Annotated in this window: 16 protein-coding genes; 2 read left to right on the top strand and 14 right to left on the bottom strand. The window is 69.5% G+C overall.

Translation table 11 applies throughout. The annotated features are described in order from the left end of the window. Positions 1–1,782, bottom strand: a complete 1,782-nt coding sequence (locus GQR91_RS04500) for an AcrB/AcrD/AcrF family protein (RefSeq protein WP_235903865.1) — start codon at positions 1,780–1,782, stop codon at positions 1–3. Between the two features lie 80 nt (positions 1,783–1,862). On the opposite strand from GQR91_RS04500, the gene GQR91_RS04505 reads away from it, so the two are divergent. Next, on the top strand, positions 1,863–2,303 hold the full coding sequence (locus tag GQR91_RS04505; protein WP_311732264.1) for a GtrA family protein: 441 nt from the start codon (positions 1,863–1,865) through the stop codon (positions 2,301–2,303). A gap of 3 nt (positions 2,304–2,306) precedes the next feature. After that, on the top strand, positions 2,307–3,035 hold the full coding sequence (locus GQR91_RS04510) for a class I SAM-dependent methyltransferase (RefSeq protein ID WP_149681322.1): 729 nt from the start codon (positions 2,307–2,309) through the stop codon (positions 3,033–3,035). Between the two features lie 145 nt (positions 3,036–3,180). On the opposite strand, the gene GQR91_RS04515 is transcribed toward GQR91_RS04510, so the two are convergent. The 13 genes from GQR91_RS04515 to fliF form a co-directional block, all read right to left on the bottom strand. After that, positions 3,181–4,203, bottom strand: a complete 1,023-nt coding sequence (locus tag GQR91_RS04515) for a glycosyltransferase family 2 protein (RefSeq protein WP_149681323.1) — start codon at positions 4,201–4,203, stop codon at positions 3,181–3,183. Between the two features lie 34 nt (positions 4,204–4,237). Then, positions 4,238–5,665 (bottom strand): M48 family metalloprotease, encoded by a 1,428-nt coding sequence (locus GQR91_RS04520; RefSeq protein ID WP_149681324.1) that lies wholly within the window; start codon positions 5,663–5,665, stop codon positions 4,238–4,240. Positions 5,666–5,726: 61 nt separating this feature from the next. Beyond that, positions 5,727–6,599 (bottom strand): flagellar type III secretion system pore protein FliP, encoded by an 873-nt coding sequence (gene fliP / locus GQR91_RS04525; protein ID WP_149681325.1) that lies wholly within the window; start codon positions 6,597–6,599, stop codon positions 5,727–5,729. Continuing rightward, positions 6,596–6,904 (bottom strand): flagellar biosynthetic protein FliO, encoded by a 309-nt coding sequence (locus tag GQR91_RS04530; RefSeq protein WP_112381670.1) that lies wholly within the window; start codon positions 6,902–6,904, stop codon positions 6,596–6,598. The genes fliP and GQR91_RS04530 overlap by 4 nt, the downstream gene beginning before the upstream one ends. A gap of 13 nt (positions 6,905–6,917) precedes the next feature. Then, on the bottom strand, positions 6,918–7,208 hold the full coding sequence (fliN, locus tag GQR91_RS04535) for a flagellar motor switch protein FliN (protein ID WP_112381671.1): 291 nt from the start codon (positions 7,206–7,208) through the stop codon (positions 6,918–6,920). Further along, positions 7,205–8,143, bottom strand: coding sequence for a flagellar motor switch protein FliM (locus tag GQR91_RS04540; RefSeq protein ID WP_112381672.1), 939 nt, complete (start codon positions 8,141–8,143; stop codon positions 7,205–7,207). The genes fliN and GQR91_RS04540 overlap by 4 nt, the downstream gene beginning before the upstream one ends. 3 nt (positions 8,144–8,146) lie before the next feature. After that, the gene (locus GQR91_RS04545; protein WP_149681326.1) at positions 8,147–8,815 is read right to left on the bottom strand and encodes a flagellar basal body-associated FliL family protein; all 669 of its coding nucleotides are present in this window, start codon (positions 8,813–8,815) and stop codon (positions 8,147–8,149) included. Positions 8,816–8,827: 12 nt separating this feature from the next. Then, on the bottom strand, positions 8,828–10,840 hold the full coding sequence (locus tag GQR91_RS04550) for a flagellar hook-length control protein FliK (protein ID WP_149681327.1): 2,013 nt from the start codon (positions 10,838–10,840) through the stop codon (positions 8,828–8,830). A gap of 33 nt (positions 10,841–10,873) precedes the next feature. Further along, positions 10,874–11,302 carry a hypothetical protein gene (locus GQR91_RS04555; RefSeq protein WP_112381675.1) on the bottom strand — a complete coding sequence of 143 codons (429 nt, stop codon included), beginning with the start codon at positions 11,300–11,302 and terminating at the stop codon, positions 10,874–10,876. After that, positions 11,299–12,633: a FliI/YscN family ATPase gene (locus tag GQR91_RS04560; RefSeq protein ID WP_149681328.1), complete on the bottom strand. Its 1,335-nt coding sequence runs from the start codon at positions 12,631–12,633 to the stop codon at positions 11,299–11,301. Before GQR91_RS04560 ends, GQR91_RS04555 begins: the two co-directional genes overlap by 4 nt. Then, on the bottom strand, positions 12,627–13,376 hold the full coding sequence (locus tag GQR91_RS04565; protein ID WP_112381677.1) for a FliH/SctL family protein: 750 nt from the start codon (positions 13,374–13,376) through the stop codon (positions 12,627–12,629). Before GQR91_RS04565 ends, GQR91_RS04560 begins: the two co-directional genes overlap by 7 nt. After that, complete coding sequence (gene fliG, locus GQR91_RS04570) at positions 13,369–14,388, bottom strand: flagellar motor switch protein FliG (protein ID WP_112381678.1); 1,020 nt, start codon at positions 14,386–14,388, stop codon at positions 13,369–13,371. The genes GQR91_RS04565 and fliG overlap by 8 nt, the downstream gene beginning before the upstream one ends. Further along, a complete protein-coding gene (gene fliF / locus GQR91_RS04575) occupies positions 14,388–16,094 on the bottom strand; it encodes a flagellar basal-body MS-ring/collar protein FliF (protein ID WP_112381679.1) in 1,707 nt (568 codons plus the stop codon). Before fliF ends, fliG begins: the two co-directional genes overlap by 1 nt. Position 16,095: the final 1 nt, after the last annotated feature.

Below are 16,095 nucleotides of genomic sequence, written 5' to 3' on the forward strand. Positions count from 1 at the left end.
TCACTCGATCCGGTACAGCCGGAGCGGCGAGCCCTTGGCGATCGGCAGCGGCACCAGCCAGCCCGGCACCCAGCCGCTGGCCATCCGGTCGTAGAAGCTGCCCGGCGCCCGCGCCCGGTAATTGGTCGATTCGGACATGTTGGGGCACAGCAGCAACAGCGTCGCGCCGTGCCGCTTCATGATGCCCCGCGCCTGCGCCTCCGATCCCTGAAACGCATGCTGCACGTCCAGGATCGCGTCGCCGTTGCGGTGATAGGGCCCCGCAATCGCGCTGTGATGCGTCGTCACGATCAACCGCGGCCCCAAATCGACAAAGGTGAACACCGTCTGCGCCGGATAGCGGTTCAGCCGCGACAGCACGGTGGTGCGCATGCAATTGCCGGTCGCCGCATTGACGCGCTTGGCATAGGCCTTGGGCCGGTCGATCGGGAACCACTTGATCGCCAGCCCGGCGAACAGGCCCGAGACGAGCAGGAACCCCGCCACCGTGCCGCCGACCCGCACGACGAGCAGCCGGTGGTTCAGGAACCAGGGCAGGATCAGCCAGCCGAGCGCGGCGGCACCGGGCACCGCCAGCAACTGCGCCGCTGGCCCGGCGCGCGCCTGCCACAACAGCATCATGCAGGCAAAGGCCGTGAACAGCGTCACCGCCGCCCAGGATCCCGCCACCCGCGTCGCGCGCGCCGCCCATGTCGCCCAGATCGCGCCGAACAGCCCGATCAGCGGCAGCACGATGATCGGCAACGCCATGCGCAACGGATGTTTGTAGATCGGCTTGGCCTCGCGCACATTGTTCAGCCAGTTGCGCTGCAGCTCGGGCGAGACCTGTTCGGGCCGCGTCAGGCATTGCGGAAACAGCATCGCAAAGCCGATCGCGATCCCCCCGCCCGCCACCAGCGCCAGTGACAGGCGTGCACCCCTGGATGCCGGGTTCACCCGCGCCAGCACGAACAGCAGCGCCCCCGCCGCCATCGTCACCGACAGCCATACCGGGGTCAGCGCGTCGCAGCGCATCGCGTAATTGGCGTTGGAGGCGAAGGCGACGAAGCCCGCCGCACTTCCCCCGCCCAACGTCAGCGCATAGATGCCCAGCCGCGGCGCCTCCCCCCGGTCCCATACCCAGCGCAGGGCGATGATCGCGCCTGCCATCGCGGCATAGGGCAGCATCTCCAGCCCGATGGTCAGCGAGGCCGCGCTCGCCAGCCCCACCATCATCCCGCCGCGCCGTGCTTGCGGATCGCACAACCCCGCCACCGTCACGCTCAGCATCGCCAGTTGCCAGCCATGATGGTCGATGCGCTCGGGCATGAACATCAGCATCGTCGCCGCCGTGCCGAGCAGGAAGGCGATCGCCAGCGGCCAGGCGGCCGGCGCGATCAGCCGGCGGACCGTGGCGCCCAGCGCCAGCATGGTGATCGACAGCGGGATCAGCGGCGCGATGCCGACCGCCAGCCGCTCCGCCCAGCTATTGCTGGTGAACAGGCGAAAGAACAGGATCAGCCCGGCGATTGGCAGGTCGACGAGGCGGCTCCAATGGATGTCGAAGCCCACCGGCGGGTTCAGCCGATACTGGCGCAAATCGTACCAGCCCTGCCCGCCCAGCCAGGCGCGCACCTGCATCAGCCGCATATTGTCGTCGGTATCGCCCAGCGACATCCAGCGTATCTGGTTCCAGCGGTCATACACGAACCAGGCGGTCACCGCGGCCCACGCGATCAGCGTCAGCAGCTTCCAATGCCGATCGAACCCGGCCTCCAGACGACCCAAAGATGCTTCCTTCACGCGTCCATCCGCCCTAAGGCCCGGCCTTTCGGGCAAGTCGCGCCGGTGTATAGCCGGCGGCGCAAAGGGCAAGACGGGCGTTGAGACAAGACGGGGTCGCACTGGTGCAACGGATGGAGCGGCTACGGGCGAGCGGCATCGTCGGCCAGCTCGTGCGCTTCGCGATCGTCGGCGGCCTGTCCGCGGTGATCTACTCCGCGGTCTATCTGCCGCTCGCCACCTGGGCACTGCCGCCGCGGCGCGCATGGCTGGCGGTGTTCCCGGCCTTTGCGGTCGCGGTGGCCTTCGGCTTCGTCTTCCATTCGCGCTGGAGCTTCAAGGGCCATGGCACGCGGGACGAGGGGCCGGGCCAGCAGGTGAAGTTCGTCGCGGTGCAGGCATCGGGCATGGTGCTGAACGCGGTTTTCACCTGGGTCATCACCGGCTGGCTGGGCGGTCCCGTCTGGCTGCCGCTGGTGCCCGCCGTCACCGTCACCCCCCTCGTCACCTACGTCATCAACCGCCAGTGGGTATTCGGATAAGCCATGGACCGCATCGTTTACGACCGTATGGCCGCGCATGATTCCACCCATTGGTGGTACCGCGCCCGCCGCGACATCCTGGCCGATTACCTCACCCGCTACGCCGCCCTGCCGGCCGATGCGCGCATCCTGGAAATCGGCTGCGGCACCGGCCACAACCTGCCGATGCTGAGCGGCTTCGGCCGGGTCGAGGCGATCGAGATCGACCCCGCCGCCCGTGCCATCGCCGGCGAACGCCTCGGCCGCCCGGTGGGCGACGCGCCCCTCCCCGCGCTTCCCGGTGTCGAGCGCGGCGCCTACGACCTCGTCGCGGTGCTCGACGTGGTCGAGCATATCGAGGATGACGTCGCTGCCCTGAAGGCGATGGGCGGCCTGTTGAAGCCGGGCGGCAAGATCCTGATCGCGGTGCCGGCGCATCAATGGATGTGGTCCGCGCACGACGTGGTGAACCACCACCATCGCCGCTATTCCAAGGCGACGCTGGCCGCCGCGATCGAGCGGGCCGGCCTGCGCGCGAAGAAGCTGACCTATTTCAACTCGCTGCTCTTCCCGCTCGCCACCGCCGCGCGCCTTGCCGGCCGCATGACGGGCCGCGACGACAGCGACGATTCACCCCCGCCGAAACCGCTCAACACAGCGTTCGAGACCATCTTCCGCCTGGAGCGCCACCTCGTCGGCCGCCTGCCGATGACCCCCGGCGTCTCCATCGTCACGCTGGCGGAGCCCAAATAACGGTTTTCAAAGAAACCGTTCGTGTCGAGTAGAGACCGAGTAGGCTCGCAGAGCCGTATCGAGGGCTCGTATCGAGACACCCGGCGCCACGGGCCATGCCCCTCGATACGCCGTCTCGATACGCGGCGTTGCCGCTACTCGACGACTACTCGGGACGAACGGGTTCAGGAGGAAGCGTGGGCTGGATCACCCCCACCGGCTCCGCCCGGAACCCCAGCGTCGCCCGCCCCTGCACCGGCCCTGCGACATCAGCCACGATATACAGCGGCCGCCGCTTCGACTCGATATACAGCCGCCCCAGATATTCGCCGATCATCCCCAGCACGAACATCTGCACCGCGCCCAGCACCACGTTGACCAGCATGGTCGAGGTCCAGCCCTGCACCGCCGATCCCGATAGCCAGCCCACCGCGATATAGACGATCAGCAGCAGCGACACCGCGGTCAGCGCCAGCCCGACATGGCTTGCCCAACGCAGCGGCGCGGTGGAAAACCCCGTCACCGCATCGAAGGCGAGGCGCATCATCTTGCCCAGCGGATAGTTGGTTTCGCCCGCATGCCGCTCGGCGCGGTCATAGGCGAAGGGCACCTGCCGGAACCCGACCCATGCCACCATGCCGCGGATGAAGCGCGCCTGTTCGGGCAGCGACATCAGCGCATCCAGCGCCCGGCGGCTCATCAGGCGGAAATCGCCGGTATCCAGCGGGATCGCCGTGTCCGTCATCCGGTCGAGCATCCGGTAGAAGATCGCCGCCGTCGCCTTCTTGAACAGCGTCTCGCCCGCCCGCTTGCGCCGCACCGCATAGACCACGTCGGCATCCTGCTCGACCATCGTGCGCCGCATGTCCGCGAGCAGTTCGGGCGGGTCCTGCAAATCGGCATCGATGATCAGGATCTGCGCGCCGCTGCACAGGTCCAGGCCGGCGGTGAGCGCCAGCTGGTGGCCGTGGTTGCGCGACAGGTTGATCGCCACCAGCCGGGGGTCGGCGGCGGACAGCTGCTGCATCACCGCCCAGCTCTCGTCGCGCGATCCGTCGTTGATGAGGACGATCTCGTAATCCTCGCCCACTGCCGCACGTGCTGCCGCCGATACGCGGGCATGGAGCAGCGCCAGGCACGCGGCTTCGTTGTAGCAGGGGATGACGACGGACAGCGCGGGACGATTCATGATCGCGGCGGTGTAGCCGCGCGCGGGTCGCGCGTCACCCGTTGACGATCACCTTCACCAGATGGCCGGGCGTCAGCGGCGCGTCGGGGTCCAGTCCGTTCAGCGTGATGAACCGCTCGCGCTGATAATCCCGGTACGCCATCTGCCGCGCCAGGCTGTCGACGGTGTCGCCCGCCTTTACCGTCACGATCCGCACCCGCTTGCCCTTGATCGCCGCCGCTTCCGCCGGGGTCAGCGTGGCGACGCTGTCGAGCAGCGGCGCGAACGGCCCGACACCGCTGCCCGCCGGCGTGACCAGCGTGAAGGTATAGATGGCCGAGGGGAAGCGATAGGCGACCACCGTCGCATCCACCGCCCGGTTGTTGGCCGATGCCCGCGCGGTGCGATAGGCATAGGACAGGCCGTTCGCCGTTCCGCTCCGCAACTCGCCCGCCGGGGCGGCCGAGGATGCATTGCCCGCAAGCGTGGCGAAACGCGCGTTGATCGCCGCGGCCAAGTCGTTGCCGCGCCCGATCTGGAACTGTGCCTGTCCGCCCTGCCCGGCGACGGTCACCGCATCGGTGCCGTTGGCGATCTGGTATCCGCTGGGTGCCGAAAAGCGCAGCCGCAGGTCCGGATGGCGGAAGGTCTGCCCGTCGATCACCCCCTGTGAGGGATCGTCGTCATAGGGCAGCCCGTCCAGCATCCGCAGAAAGCCCGTATCCTGCGCCGGGTTCGTCTCCGGCCGGCCCGTTTCCGCCGCCAGCTTCACCGCGCGGCGCACCCGGTCCTCGCTGTTGGGGTGGGTCGAAAACCAGCTCGGCACCGCGGTCGCGTCGCGGCCCGAGGTCCGCTGCGCCAGTTGCGAGGACGCGCCCAGCGCCGACAGCATGTCGGCGGCGGCATAGGGGTCGTAGCCGGCCGCGGTGATGTAGCGCACGCCCAACCCGTCCGCCTGATATTCCTGGTTGCGGCCATAGCCCAGCACGCCCAGTTGCGCCGCGCTGCTCACCCCCTGCCCGATCAGGTTGCTGCCGGTGAGAAGCCCCGCGCCCGCCGCCAGGATCGATCCGATCGTCGACGCCCGCTGCCGCCCCTGCGAATGGCGCGCCGCGACGTGACCGACCTCGTGCCCCAGCACCGAGGCGAGTTCGGCCTCGGAGTTCATCAACGCCAGCAACTGCCGCGTGACATAGACATAGCCGCCGGGGATCGCGAAGGCGTTCTCCACCGGCGAGTTGAGCAGCGTGACGGTGAAATCGCCCTGCGCGTTCGACAGGCCGGACTGCACCGCCACCCGCTTGCCGACCCGCTCCACATAGGCCGCCTGCGGCCCGCGATACGGCCCGCCAAATTCGGCGAGCAGTTCGGGATTGGCCCGCGCCCCTTGCGCCTTCTCGCTCGCGGAGATGGCGCGCGTCTGGGCAAGGGCGGGCGTGGCGGTCAGCGCGACAAGCGCGGCAGCGGTGATGAAATGGCGCATAAGGCTCCCTTTCCCTGCGGAAAGCACAAGATGCGGCTAGGTTCCTCCCGCGCTGCCCCCGCTATGTCGCGAAACTGTTCGCCAGGCTGCCCATGGTCAGCGCCCATCCATCGACCAGCACGAACAGCAACAGCTTGAACGGCAGCGAGATGATCGAGGGCGACAACATCATCATGCCCAGCGACATCAGCACGGTGGCGACCACCAGATCGATGACGATGAACGGCAGAAAGATCAGGAACCCGATCTGGAACGCGGTCTTCAGTTCGCTGGTGACGAAGGCGGGGAGCAGCACCGCATAGGGAATGTCGTTCGGCGAGGCATAGGGCCCTGATTTCGCCATCTGCGCGAACATCGTCACGTCCTTCACCCGCGTCTGCTTGGCCATGAAGGCGTGAAGCGGCGCGCCGGCGGCCTGGATCATCTGCGTGCCGGCCAGCCGTCCTTCCGCATAGGGCTGGATGGCCTGGCTATTCATCTGGTTGATCGTCGGCGCCATGATGAACAGCGACAGGAACAGTGACAGGCCGATCAGCACCTGGTTGGGCGGTGTCTGTTGCAGGCCCAGCGCCTGGCGCAGCACCGCCAGCACGATCACGATCCGGGTAAAGCTGGTCATCATCAACAGGATGCCCGGCAGGATCGTCAGCAGGCCCATGATGATCAGGACCTGGAGCGACAGCGACAGCGAGCCGGACTGGCCCGTGCCCCCGCCGCCAAGCTGCCCCAGCGCGCGGTCCACCGCATCCCCCACCCCCGGCGCGGGAGGGGCCGCGGGTGTGCCTTGCGCAAAGGCCGGCATCGCCACGAAGAAGGCGACCACGATCGCCAGCAGGATCCAGATCAGCCGCGATCCGCCGCCCGCACGCGGCGCCTGCGCGCGCCCCTGGATCAGCGCCGGCCCGGTGCCGCGCCGCGTGACCGAGATGCTCATGCCCGGTGGTTCCTGTCCGGCACGAAGCGGCCGAGGCCGCTCGGCTCACCCGCCGCGTCGATTTTGTCGACCAGCGTCACCCCGCCGCGCCCGACCGAGACGAGCAGCCGCCGCCCCTCGAAATCGATCACCGCCAGCCGCAGGCCGGGCGAGATCATCATCGTCTCCTTGACCGCGATCGTGCGCGCCTGCGTCTTGCCCGGCAGGCGCGTCTCCAGCTTGCGCCAAGCATAAAGGCACCCGATCATCAGGCCGCAGACCAGCGGCAACAGCACGACCAGCTTCAGGATATAGGACCACATCATGAGCGTCGGGGCCTCAGGCGCGCTTGTCGGGATTGACGAGCTCGGTCATGCGCACGCCGAAGCGGTCGCCCACCGTCACCACTTCGCCCCGGCCGATCAGCGTGCCGTTGACGAACACGTCCAGCAGTTCGTTGGCGCGGCGGTCCAGCTCAATCACGCTCGATTCGCCCAGCGCCAGCAGTTCGCGCAGCGACAGCTGCGTCGATCCGATCTCGACGGTCAGCTTCACGTCCACGTCCTGGAGCAGCCGGAAATTGGCGGTCACCGATCCATCGATCGGAAAACCGCCGGTCATGTCGTTCATTGCAGCGATCCTTCGGTGCGAACTAGAGAGGTCAGGCGCACGGCGGCATGGCCGTTGGCGGCGCCCACGGTGCCGGTGCCCAGCAGGTCGTTGCCGACCATCACCGGAACCTCGGGACCGAAACTGATCGGAATGACGTCGCCGGGCTTCAGCGTCATCAGCGTCTGGAGCGGGACGACCGGCTCGGCCAGCACCGAGCGGACGGTGAAGCGCACGCCCATCACCGCACGGGTCAATTCGCTGCGCCAGCCCGGATCGGTGTCTACGGGCTTGGACACCACCTTGCCGGTCAGCGCGGCGCCATGCGGCTTCAGCGCGGATACCGGATAAAGCAGGTCGATGAACACCGGCAGGGCGGTGCCCGCCGCGATGCCGAAGCGGGTGACGATCATCGCATCGTCACCGTCGAAGCCGGGCAGCATCGCCGCGCTCGCCTCGGGCCGCGCCGGCACGAACTCGATCCGGGCCAGCGGCTCCCAGGCCTGGCGCAGCGGTTCGACCAGCATCGCGCCCAGCCGTTCCACCATCGCCTCGGTCGCGGGCGAAAATTCGCTCGGCAGCATCGCCGGTGCCGCACCCGACCCGCCGAAGAACAGGTCGAGCAATTCCAGCACGAACCGTCCGTCCAGCACGCACAGGCCCTGATCGGCCTGTGGCGGCATGGTCAGCGGCACCCAGGCGGTCAGCGCGTCGCCGCGCTCCGCCCGGTAATCGGCGAAACGCTGGACGACCAGCGGCTCGGCCCAACTGCGCACTTCCTGACGCAACAACGGCTCGAACAGGCTCCTGAGCGACCGCGCATAGCGCGCGGACAGGTGCTGCAACGTGTGGAGGTCGCCGAACGGATTGAGCTTCGCCTCGCCCAGCAGGCCGTGATCGGCCGATGCGGGGCGGGCGCGCTCGCGTCGTTCTGCGATGTCCGGGCCGTTAACCATGCCTCACTGAACAACGAAATTGGTAAAGTACACGTTACTGATTCCGCCAAACCCCTCTTTCTGCCGCAAAACCTGGTTGATTGAATCGGCCAGCCGCTTCTGGAGCTGCTTCTTGCCCGCGCTGGAGAAGACCTGTTCCTCCGTCGTGTCGCCCAGCGTCATCAGGATCGCCGAGCGGACCGCGATGTCGTTGGTTTTCAGGTTGTTGATGACGGTGTCGTCATAGGGCGTCGACACCGCGATCCCGACCTGGATGAAGTGCACCGAATCGGTCAGGTTCGACGTGAACTCCTTTTCCATGGCGAAATAGTTGGAGGCATAGCGCTCGCCCCCCACGCCCGGCGTGGGAGAGGGCAGGCCGGCATGCTCCTCCGGCGCGGCCTCGCCCGATTCGCCGTGGCCGCCACCCGATTCGCCACCGCCCTCGCCGCCGCCATGCTCGCCGCCTTCGCCGCCCTCGGCGCTGCGCTTCTGCTCCGCCTTGGGGATCAGCTTGGGGCCATGATCCTCGGCCCCGCCATGCCCGCCGCCGCCGATCAGGCCGGAATTGGCGGCATACAACCCGGCGCCCATGCCGCCGCCGAGCAGCGCCAGCAGGCCGACGCCCATGATCAGCATCTTGCCCAGCTTGCCCTTCTTCTTGGGGGGCGCGTCTTCCTTGGTGTCGCTCATGTCATTCTATCCTCAGGCGATTCGTGTCGCGGCGGCGCTGTCGTCAGGCAGCGAATCGGCAGGGCTCCCCGCCGATGTGCGGTTGCGCAGGGTACGCGGCTGATGCTGCTGTTGGGTAAAGGCCCGGTCCTGCCCCGGATTTTGTCCCATATCCTGCCCGCCGCCGGTCATCTGGCGTGCATCCGGCGTGGCCTCGCCCAGCTTCAACCCACGCGCGCTCGCCAGCGCCGTCAGTTCCGGTTGCGCCTGGGCCAGCATCGCGCGCGTTTGCGCCTGTTCCGCCTCGAAACGGACATGCACCTGATCGTCGCGGCGGCTGATCGCGATGTCGATCGTGCCCAGCGCGTCGGGCACCAGCCGGATGCGCGTGTCGTTCGCATCCGCCTGATCGCGCAGCGCCTCGATGCGGTCGATCATCCCCTGCGGCCAATGGTCCTGCCGCATGTCGAGCGGCGCGTCCTGCGCCGCGGCGGTGGCCGGCACCGTTGCAACCGGCGCGACCAACCCCGGTGCCAGCGGTGCCTCGACCGGCCCGCCCCTGTCCTCCCGCAACCCCGCATCGCGGTGCAACGCGCTGGCGAATAGCTGAAACGCCGGGGCGGCATCCCCCGCCTTGATCGGCTGGGGCATATCCGCCGTCGCCGATCGCGGCGCCGCGCCACGATCCATTACCGGCGAAATCTGCATGGCTCCATCCGAACCCGTCGCAGGCCGGATCGCCGCCGGCGCACCCTGCCCCGTCCGGCTTGCACCGACGGGTTGCGGGGCCACGAAGGATGATGGCGTCGCCTCACCCGAAACCGCCGCCGGTCGGACCGACGCCGGGCCGGACGGCGCGCCGGGCTCCATCTGCCCGGTCGTGCCTGCCGGTTGCGCTGCCGCTGCGCCGCTATCGTTCGCTACCGGCGCCTGCGCCACGCCGCTGTCGGCACCAGCCTGCGTCATCGCCGCCGACGCCTCCTGCCCCGTCCGGCTTGCACCGACGGGTTGCGGGGCCACGAAGGATGATGGCGTCGCCTCACCCGAAACCGCCGCCGGTCGGACCGACGCCGGAGCAGACGGGGCGCCGGGCTCCATCTGCCCGGTTATGCCGGCCGGTTGCGCTGCCGCTGCGCCGCTATCGTTCGCCACCGGCGCCTGCGCCACGCCGCTGTCGGCACCAGCCTGCGCCGTCACCGGCAGGGCGAAGCGCGCCGGAACGGGCACCGCCAGCGGCGCACCGGGATTTGTGGCCACCAATCGGAGCGCGGCATCCGTGCCGGGTTCGACCACCGTCACACCGGTGGGAAGGCCGCTTCCCGCCGCGGCCTTCGCGAAGCGCGCGGGTATGGCCATCGGCGCTGCGCCCGCCACCGGCTCCCTGTCGGTCGCCATCGCGGCGGGCAGGCCTGTCTTGTCCCCCCCGGCGGGGAACCCGACCGGTGCCGATCCGCCCGCGCGCCCACCCGGCACCGCCACCGGCTGCGTCGATGGCGACGCGGCCTCCGCCGACGCCGGATCGATCGACGTGCGAGCCCCATCGGACCGCGACGTCACGGCCGACGGCACTTCAAACGTCGCCGGCGCTTCGGCGGCAACCGTGGCAAGCTGCACGACGGCAAGGCCGGTGCCGGCCAGCATCGCCGGCCGCGGGGAACCGCCGCCCTGCGCCACGCCGGGCATCATCGGCTCGGCGGCCACCGGCGCCGGCGACCCGGTGGAGGTCAGCGCAACCGGATCGATCGCCACCGGCACCACCGGCGCCACCGGCATCGCCACCATGAACGGCACCATGCCCATCGCCGGCAGGGCCCCCGCCTCTTCCGGCAACGCCCCCGTCCCCTCCGGCAACGCCTTGCCGCCGGTGGCATCATCCTGCCCGGTCACTGCCGGTGTCGGCACCGCCGCGGCATCCGCCGTCCCCTCCTGAAGCGACAGGAACGACGCCAGCGACAGCGCGAATGCCGCGCCGTCCCCCACCGGCATCGCCCCTGTCGCCCCGGCGGGCGCGGGCGCGCGGCCGATCGCACTCGCGATCTCAATCATGATGATGAACCCCCAACGTCATGAAAAACGGGATCAGCAAGGATCGTGCCGGTTCTTCCGATTGGCCGGCGCGTCTTCCAGCGCGCGCATTTCGCGCATGACGGCGGCGGCCTGTGCCCGCTCGATCAGCTTTTCGACCGCACTCTGGTCGCGTTTGGCGCTGCGGGTCTGTTCGGCCGCCGCGTCCGCCTGCTGCTCGGCCTGCGCGATGCGGCGCAGCGCGATTTCGGCGGACTGGTGCAGCCGCTCGCGAAAATGCGCCGCCGCCATCAGCGACACGCTGGCCGACGGCGCGGTCGGCACCGGCGCCACCGCATCGACCAGCCCGGCGATCCGCGCCGACAGCGCCTGCTCGCTCGCCACCTGCTCGCGCGCCCGCGCCTCATCCCCCATCCGCAGGTTCAGCTGCAGCGTGCGGACCCGGTGGATACGCGCCAGCGTCGCCTCGCGCCGCTTCGTCATGCGTCGGTGCCGAACACGCCGACCAGCTCGTCGACCGCCATGTCGATCGGCACCGCGCTGTCGTAATCCTGCCGGATATATTCCATCACCGCCGGATGCGCGGCGATCGCATTGTCGATCGCGGCGTCGGTACCCGCCCGGTACGCGCCCATCAGCACCAGGTCGCGATTTTCCTCATAGGTCGCCAGATGCCGGCGCAGCACGCGCGCCGCCTTGGCATGCGGCTTGGACACGATATCGTTCATCACGCGGCTGACCGAGGGACCGATGTCGATCGCCGGATACACGCCGCGCTCGGCCAGTTGCCGGCTCAGCACGATATGCCCGTCCAGGATCGAGCGCGCCGAATCGACCACCGGGTCGTTGCCGTCGTCGCCGTCCGCCAGCACGGTGTAGATCGCGGTGATCGACCCCGTCCCATGCGCATCGGCGCCCGCCCGCTCGATCAGGTTGGGCAGCATCGCGATGGCGGAGGGCGGATATCCGCGCGCGGAGGCCGGCTCGCCCAGCGCCAGCCCGATCTCGCGGCCCGCATGCGCGACGCGGGTCAGCGAATCCATGATCAGCAGAACCTTTTTACCCTCGGCGCGGAACGCCTCGGCGATCGCGGTCGCGCGCAGGGCGCCGCGGATGCGCAGCACCGGCGAATGATTGGCCGGCACCGCGACCACCACCGACCGCGCCCGCGCCTCGCCCGCGACCTTGGTTTCCAGAAAGTCGGCGACCTCGCGGCTGCGCTCGCCGATCAGGCCGATGACGATCACGTCCGCCTGCGCCGCGCGCACCATCATGCCCAGCAGCACCGACTTGCCGACGCCCGATCCCGCCATGATGCCGACCCGCTGGCCAAGGCCGATGGTCAACAGCCCGTTGATCGCCCGCACACCGACATCCATCGGCGCCAGCACCCGGCCGCGGTCCAGCGGCGATTGCAGCTTGCCCGCCAGCGGCCAGCGCGCCGCACCCCGGATCGGTCCCAGTCCGTCGATCGGCTTGCCCGCGCCGTCGACGACGCGGCCCAGCATCGCGGCGCCCACCTCCGCCTCGCCCGGTGCGCCCATCGGCCTGACGGGTGCACGCGGCAGCAGCGGCGCCGGCCCGCCCAGGTTCATCATCAGCGTGCGGCCGTTGCGGAAACCGATCACTTCCGCCTCGATCCGCGCATCGCCCTCGCCGCCGACCTCGCACACCGTGCCGACCGCCAGGTTCAGCCCGACCGCCTCCATCAGCAATCCGTCGTAGGAGGACAGGCGCCCGGACACGCGCGGTGCCGCGGTGAAATCGGCACTGCCCAGCGTTCCGAGGTAATCGGCGGCGAAACGATTCAACATGCGGGAACGGGCACCCTGTCCATCGCCTGCGCCAACTGGTCCAGCCACAGCGCCGGGCCATCCTCGACCACGGTGGAGGCGCTTTCCAGCACGAAGCTGCCGCGCGCCACGCTTGCGTCACCCACCGGAAAAACCGTGTCCGGCAAACGCCCCTGCAGCAGCGCGACGTCGTCGGGGTGCACGCGCAGCAGCGCGGACTCCGCGGCATCGGCCAGCATCTCGCTGGCCACCTCGACGCGCCCGGCCAGCCGCTCGGCGGCGACCCCGACCTCGCCCACCAGCTTCGACACCAGGAACAGCACCGTCTGCCGCAACTGCCCCGCCAGCGCCTCGCGATCGATCCGCCCCCCGCTCAGCGCCGCCTGGATCCCGACCAGCAGCGCATCCTCCTGCAACTGCGCCTGCGCCTGCGCTGCCGCCATCCCCTCGGCAAACCCCGCGGCATGCGCCGCCTCCACCGGATCGATGAACGGCGTCGCGTCCAGGCACGGGTCCATCATGTCCCAGCCCGCGGTCGGATTGGCTTCGCGGTCGGCAGGGCTGAAATGCTTGGGCGCCACCATCTCGGGCTCCGGCTCGGGCATCGGCCCGGCCGGGGTCGCGCGCGGCGTGAAGCCAACAGGGCTGCGCACCTCGATCAGGTCGACCGCCGCGAAACCCGCCGGCTGTGGCGAGAAGGCCTGGTGCAGGGCCGCCGCCGCCGCATCGTGGCGCGCAGCGAAACCGGCAATGAAATCAGACATAGTCGTCCTCGCCGCCGCCCATCACGATCGTGCCGTCCTTGGCCAGGTTGCGGGCGATCTGAATCATCGCCTTTTGCGCTTCCAGCACTTCGGACAGCTTCATCGGCCCGCGCCCTTCGATCTCGTCGCGCATATTGTCGGCGGCGCGCGACGACATGCAGCCCAGGAAGCGGTTGCGCACGCCCTCGTCCACACCCTTGAGCGAGCGGACCAGAATGTCGCCGTCGACGTTGCGGATCAGCGTGCCCAGATTCTTGTCGTCCAGCTCCAGCAGGTTCTCGAAGACGAACAACGCTTCCTCGATCTGCTTGGCCAGTTCGCGATCGATCTTGAACAGCTTGGGCATGACGCGCTGTTCGGTCGCCTTGCGCGCGCTCGACAGGATCTTGGCCGCCTCGCGCGTGCCGCCCAGCGTGACGCCCTGCGCCTGCTGGCCGCTGCCGCTTTGCCGCGTGATCAGGTCGCGCAGCATGTCGATCGCCTCGGGGGCCACCGGGCCCAGCCGCGCGATGCGGTGCAGGATGTCGGGCTGCACCGCATCGGGCAGCAGCTCCAGCACCTGCCCCGCCACCGCCGGATCGCAATTGGCGATCACCACCGCGGCGATCTGCGGATGTTCCTTGTCCAGCATCGCCGCGATGTCGGTCGGGTCGAGCCAGGCGAGCAGTTCGATTTCGGCCGCCGCCTCGGGCGGCGTGATCCGCGCCAGCACGCTGTCGGCCTTGGCCGGTCCCAGCGCGCGGCTCATCACCGCCTCCACCACCGGGCGCGGCTCGAACGCGATGGTCGCGCGCTGCCGGGCGGCGGACACGAAGGTGTCGAGCACATCCTCGACCTCCTGCTCGCTGACATCGGCGACGGCATACATCGCGCGACCCAGCTCGCGCACCTCGTCCGGGTCCAGCTTCTGCAGGATGGCGGCGGCTTCGTCCTCGCCGACCAGCATCATCAGGACCGCGGCACGCTCCACGCCGGTATAGGTGCGCGCGCCCGCGGCGACTTCGGCGTCCATCAGTTCGCTTCCGCCTTGATCATGTCGCGCACCGCCAGCGCCGCGCGCGCCGGGTTGTCACGGGTGAAGCCGCGCACCGCGCCGATACGCTCGTCGAAATTGCGCGTCGCCTCGATCTGCTCCAGCGTCACGGGCGGCTGCACCGCGATGCCGTCCGGCCCGGTCACGGCGGCGGCATCCTCGCCCTCCGCCTCGCCCGCCGCGCCCATCGGCAGCGCCTTGGTCTCGTCTTCCTTCTTCTTGGTCATGCTCTTCACCAGCGGGCGGACGCCCAGCAGCAGCACGAGCAGCGCGATCACGATCGCGGTGCCGTTGCGCGCCAGCACCGGCAGCCAGGCATTGTCGTACCAGGCCGGGCCGTCGGTCGCGGCGCCCGTATCGGCGAACTTGCGGCTGATCACGGTGACGTTGTCGTTGCGCCCCTGGTCGAAGCCGACCGCGCTCTTCACCAAGTCGCTGATCTGGTTGATCTCCATCGCGGTGCGCCGTCCGGTGGCGGGATCGCGCAGCAGCACCGCCACGGTCAGCCGCTTGATCGAGCCCGGTGCGGCACGCGTCACCGACACTTCCTTGCCCAGGTCATAGGCGCGCTGGAAGGTATCGGACTGCTTGGCGGCATTGGGGGCCGCGCCACCCGCCACCGGCTGGTTCTCCGGCGTGCCGGGGGTGCCCGGCGCGGGGTTGGGCGGTACCTGCAAGGTGCTGGCCGGCGGCGGCGTGTTGGACAGCGCACCGGGAATACCCCCCGGCGGCGTTGCATTCGCCAGATTGCCCGTCCAATTGCCCGTCTCGGCCCGCAGGGTGCCCTGCTTGTCATAGGATTCGCGCGTCGCGCTGGTCTCGTCCAGATTGACCTCGGCCTGCACCTCGGTGGTGAAGTTGCCGCTGCCGACCAGCGGGGTCAGCAGCTGGATGAGCTGGGTGCGATACTTGTCCTCCAGCCGGCGCTGGAACTCGATGCGGCGATCGTCGCCATTGCCGGCGGCCGCGCCGTCCTTGGTCAGCAGCCCGCCCATCTGGTCGACGATCGTCACGCCCGACGGCTTCATGCCCGGCACCGACGAGGCGACGAGGTTGACGATCGACTGCACCTGCGCGTCGGACAGCGACCGCCCGGCGTTCAGCTTCAGGATCACCGACGCCGACGGCGCCGCGCTGTCGCGCACGAACACCGACGCCTCGGGCATGGCGAGGTGCACCCGCGCCTCGGCGACCGCGTCGATCTCCTGGATCGATCGCGCCAGTTCGCTCTCGCGCGCCTGGCGCAGGCGCTCGCCCTCCACCGCGCGGCTGACGCCCATCGGCAATTGGTCCAGGATCGCGTAGCCGCCCGGTGCTTCCTTGGGCAGGCCCTGACCCGCCAGCAGCATCCGCGCCTTGGAATAATCCTCCTCGCTCACCGTCAGCGCGCCGGTCGCATCGTCGATGCGGCTGGCGATGTTGCCGGTGGACAGCGCGGTGGTTACCGCCTGCTTGTCCGCGTCCGACAAATTGCTGAACAGCGTCTTTTGCGGCGGGGTGGACAGGCTCATCCAGGCGAGTGCCGCCGCCGCGATCAGGCCGATCAGCAGCGCCATCGGCGCGGAACGGCGCACGGCGGGCTGCGCCAGCACGCCCTTGATCTGGCGCAGCGGGTTCGCGAAGCGTTCGGGGAGTTGCGGGCCGCCCGGCGTGGCGGGGTTGGCGGGTGTCAGCGCTGTGCTCATG

This window comes from Sphingomonas carotinifaciens, assembly GCF_009789535.1.
GTDB lineage: Bacteria > Pseudomonadota > Alphaproteobacteria > Sphingomonadales > Sphingomonadaceae > Sphingomonas > Sphingomonas carotinifaciens.

Bases quoted from the DNA above. Each gene is read 5' to 3' on its own strand.
- fliF (WP_112381679.1), bottom strand. From the start codon at position 16,094: ATGAGCACAGCGCTGACACCCGCCAACCCCGCCACGCCGGGCGGCCCG.
- fliN (WP_112381671.1), bottom strand. From the start codon at position 7,208: ATGAACGACATGACCGGCGGTTTTCCGATCGATGGATCGGTGACCGCC.
- GQR91_RS04515 (WP_149681323.1), bottom strand. From the start codon at position 4,203: ATGAATCGTCCCGCGCTGTCCGTCGTCATCCCCTGCTACAACGAAGCC.
- GQR91_RS04530 (WP_112381670.1), bottom strand. From the start codon at position 6,904: ATGATGTGGTCCTATATCCTGAAGCTGGTCGTGCTGTTGCCGCTGGTC.
- GQR91_RS04510 (WP_149681322.1), top strand. From the start codon at position 2,307: ATGGACCGCATCGTTTACGACCGTATGGCCGCGCATGATTCCACCCAT.
- GQR91_RS04540 (WP_112381672.1), bottom strand. From the start codon at position 8,143: ATGGTTAACGGCCCGGACATCGCAGAACGACGCGAGCGCGCCCGCCCC.
- fliG (WP_112381678.1), bottom strand. From the start codon at position 14,388: ATGGACGCCGAAGTCGCCGCGGGCGCGCGCACCTATACCGGCGTGGAG.
- GQR91_RS04555 (WP_112381675.1), bottom strand. From the start codon at position 11,302: ATGACGAAGCGGCGCGAGGCGACGCTGGCGCGTATCCACCGGGTCCGC.
- fliP (WP_149681325.1), bottom strand. From the start codon at position 6,599: ATGAGCATCTCGGTCACGCGGCGCGGCACCGGGCCGGCGCTGATCCAG.
- GQR91_RS04520 (WP_149681324.1), bottom strand. From the start codon at position 5,665: ATGCGCCATTTCATCACCGCTGCCGCGCTTGTCGCGCTGACCGCCACG.
- GQR91_RS04560 (WP_149681328.1), bottom strand. From the start codon at position 12,633: ATGTTGAATCGTTTCGCCGCCGATTACCTCGGAACGCTGGGCAGTGCC.
- GQR91_RS04565 (WP_112381677.1), bottom strand. From the start codon at position 13,376: ATGTCTGATTTCATTGCCGGTTTCGCTGCGCGCCACGATGCGGCGGCG.
- GQR91_RS04550 (WP_149681327.1), bottom strand. From the start codon at position 10,840: ATGATTGAGATCGCGAGTGCGATCGGCCGCGCGCCCGCGCCCGCCGGG.
- GQR91_RS04545 (WP_149681326.1), bottom strand. From the start codon at position 8,815: ATGAGCGACACCAAGGAAGACGCGCCCCCCAAGAAGAAGGGCAAGCTG.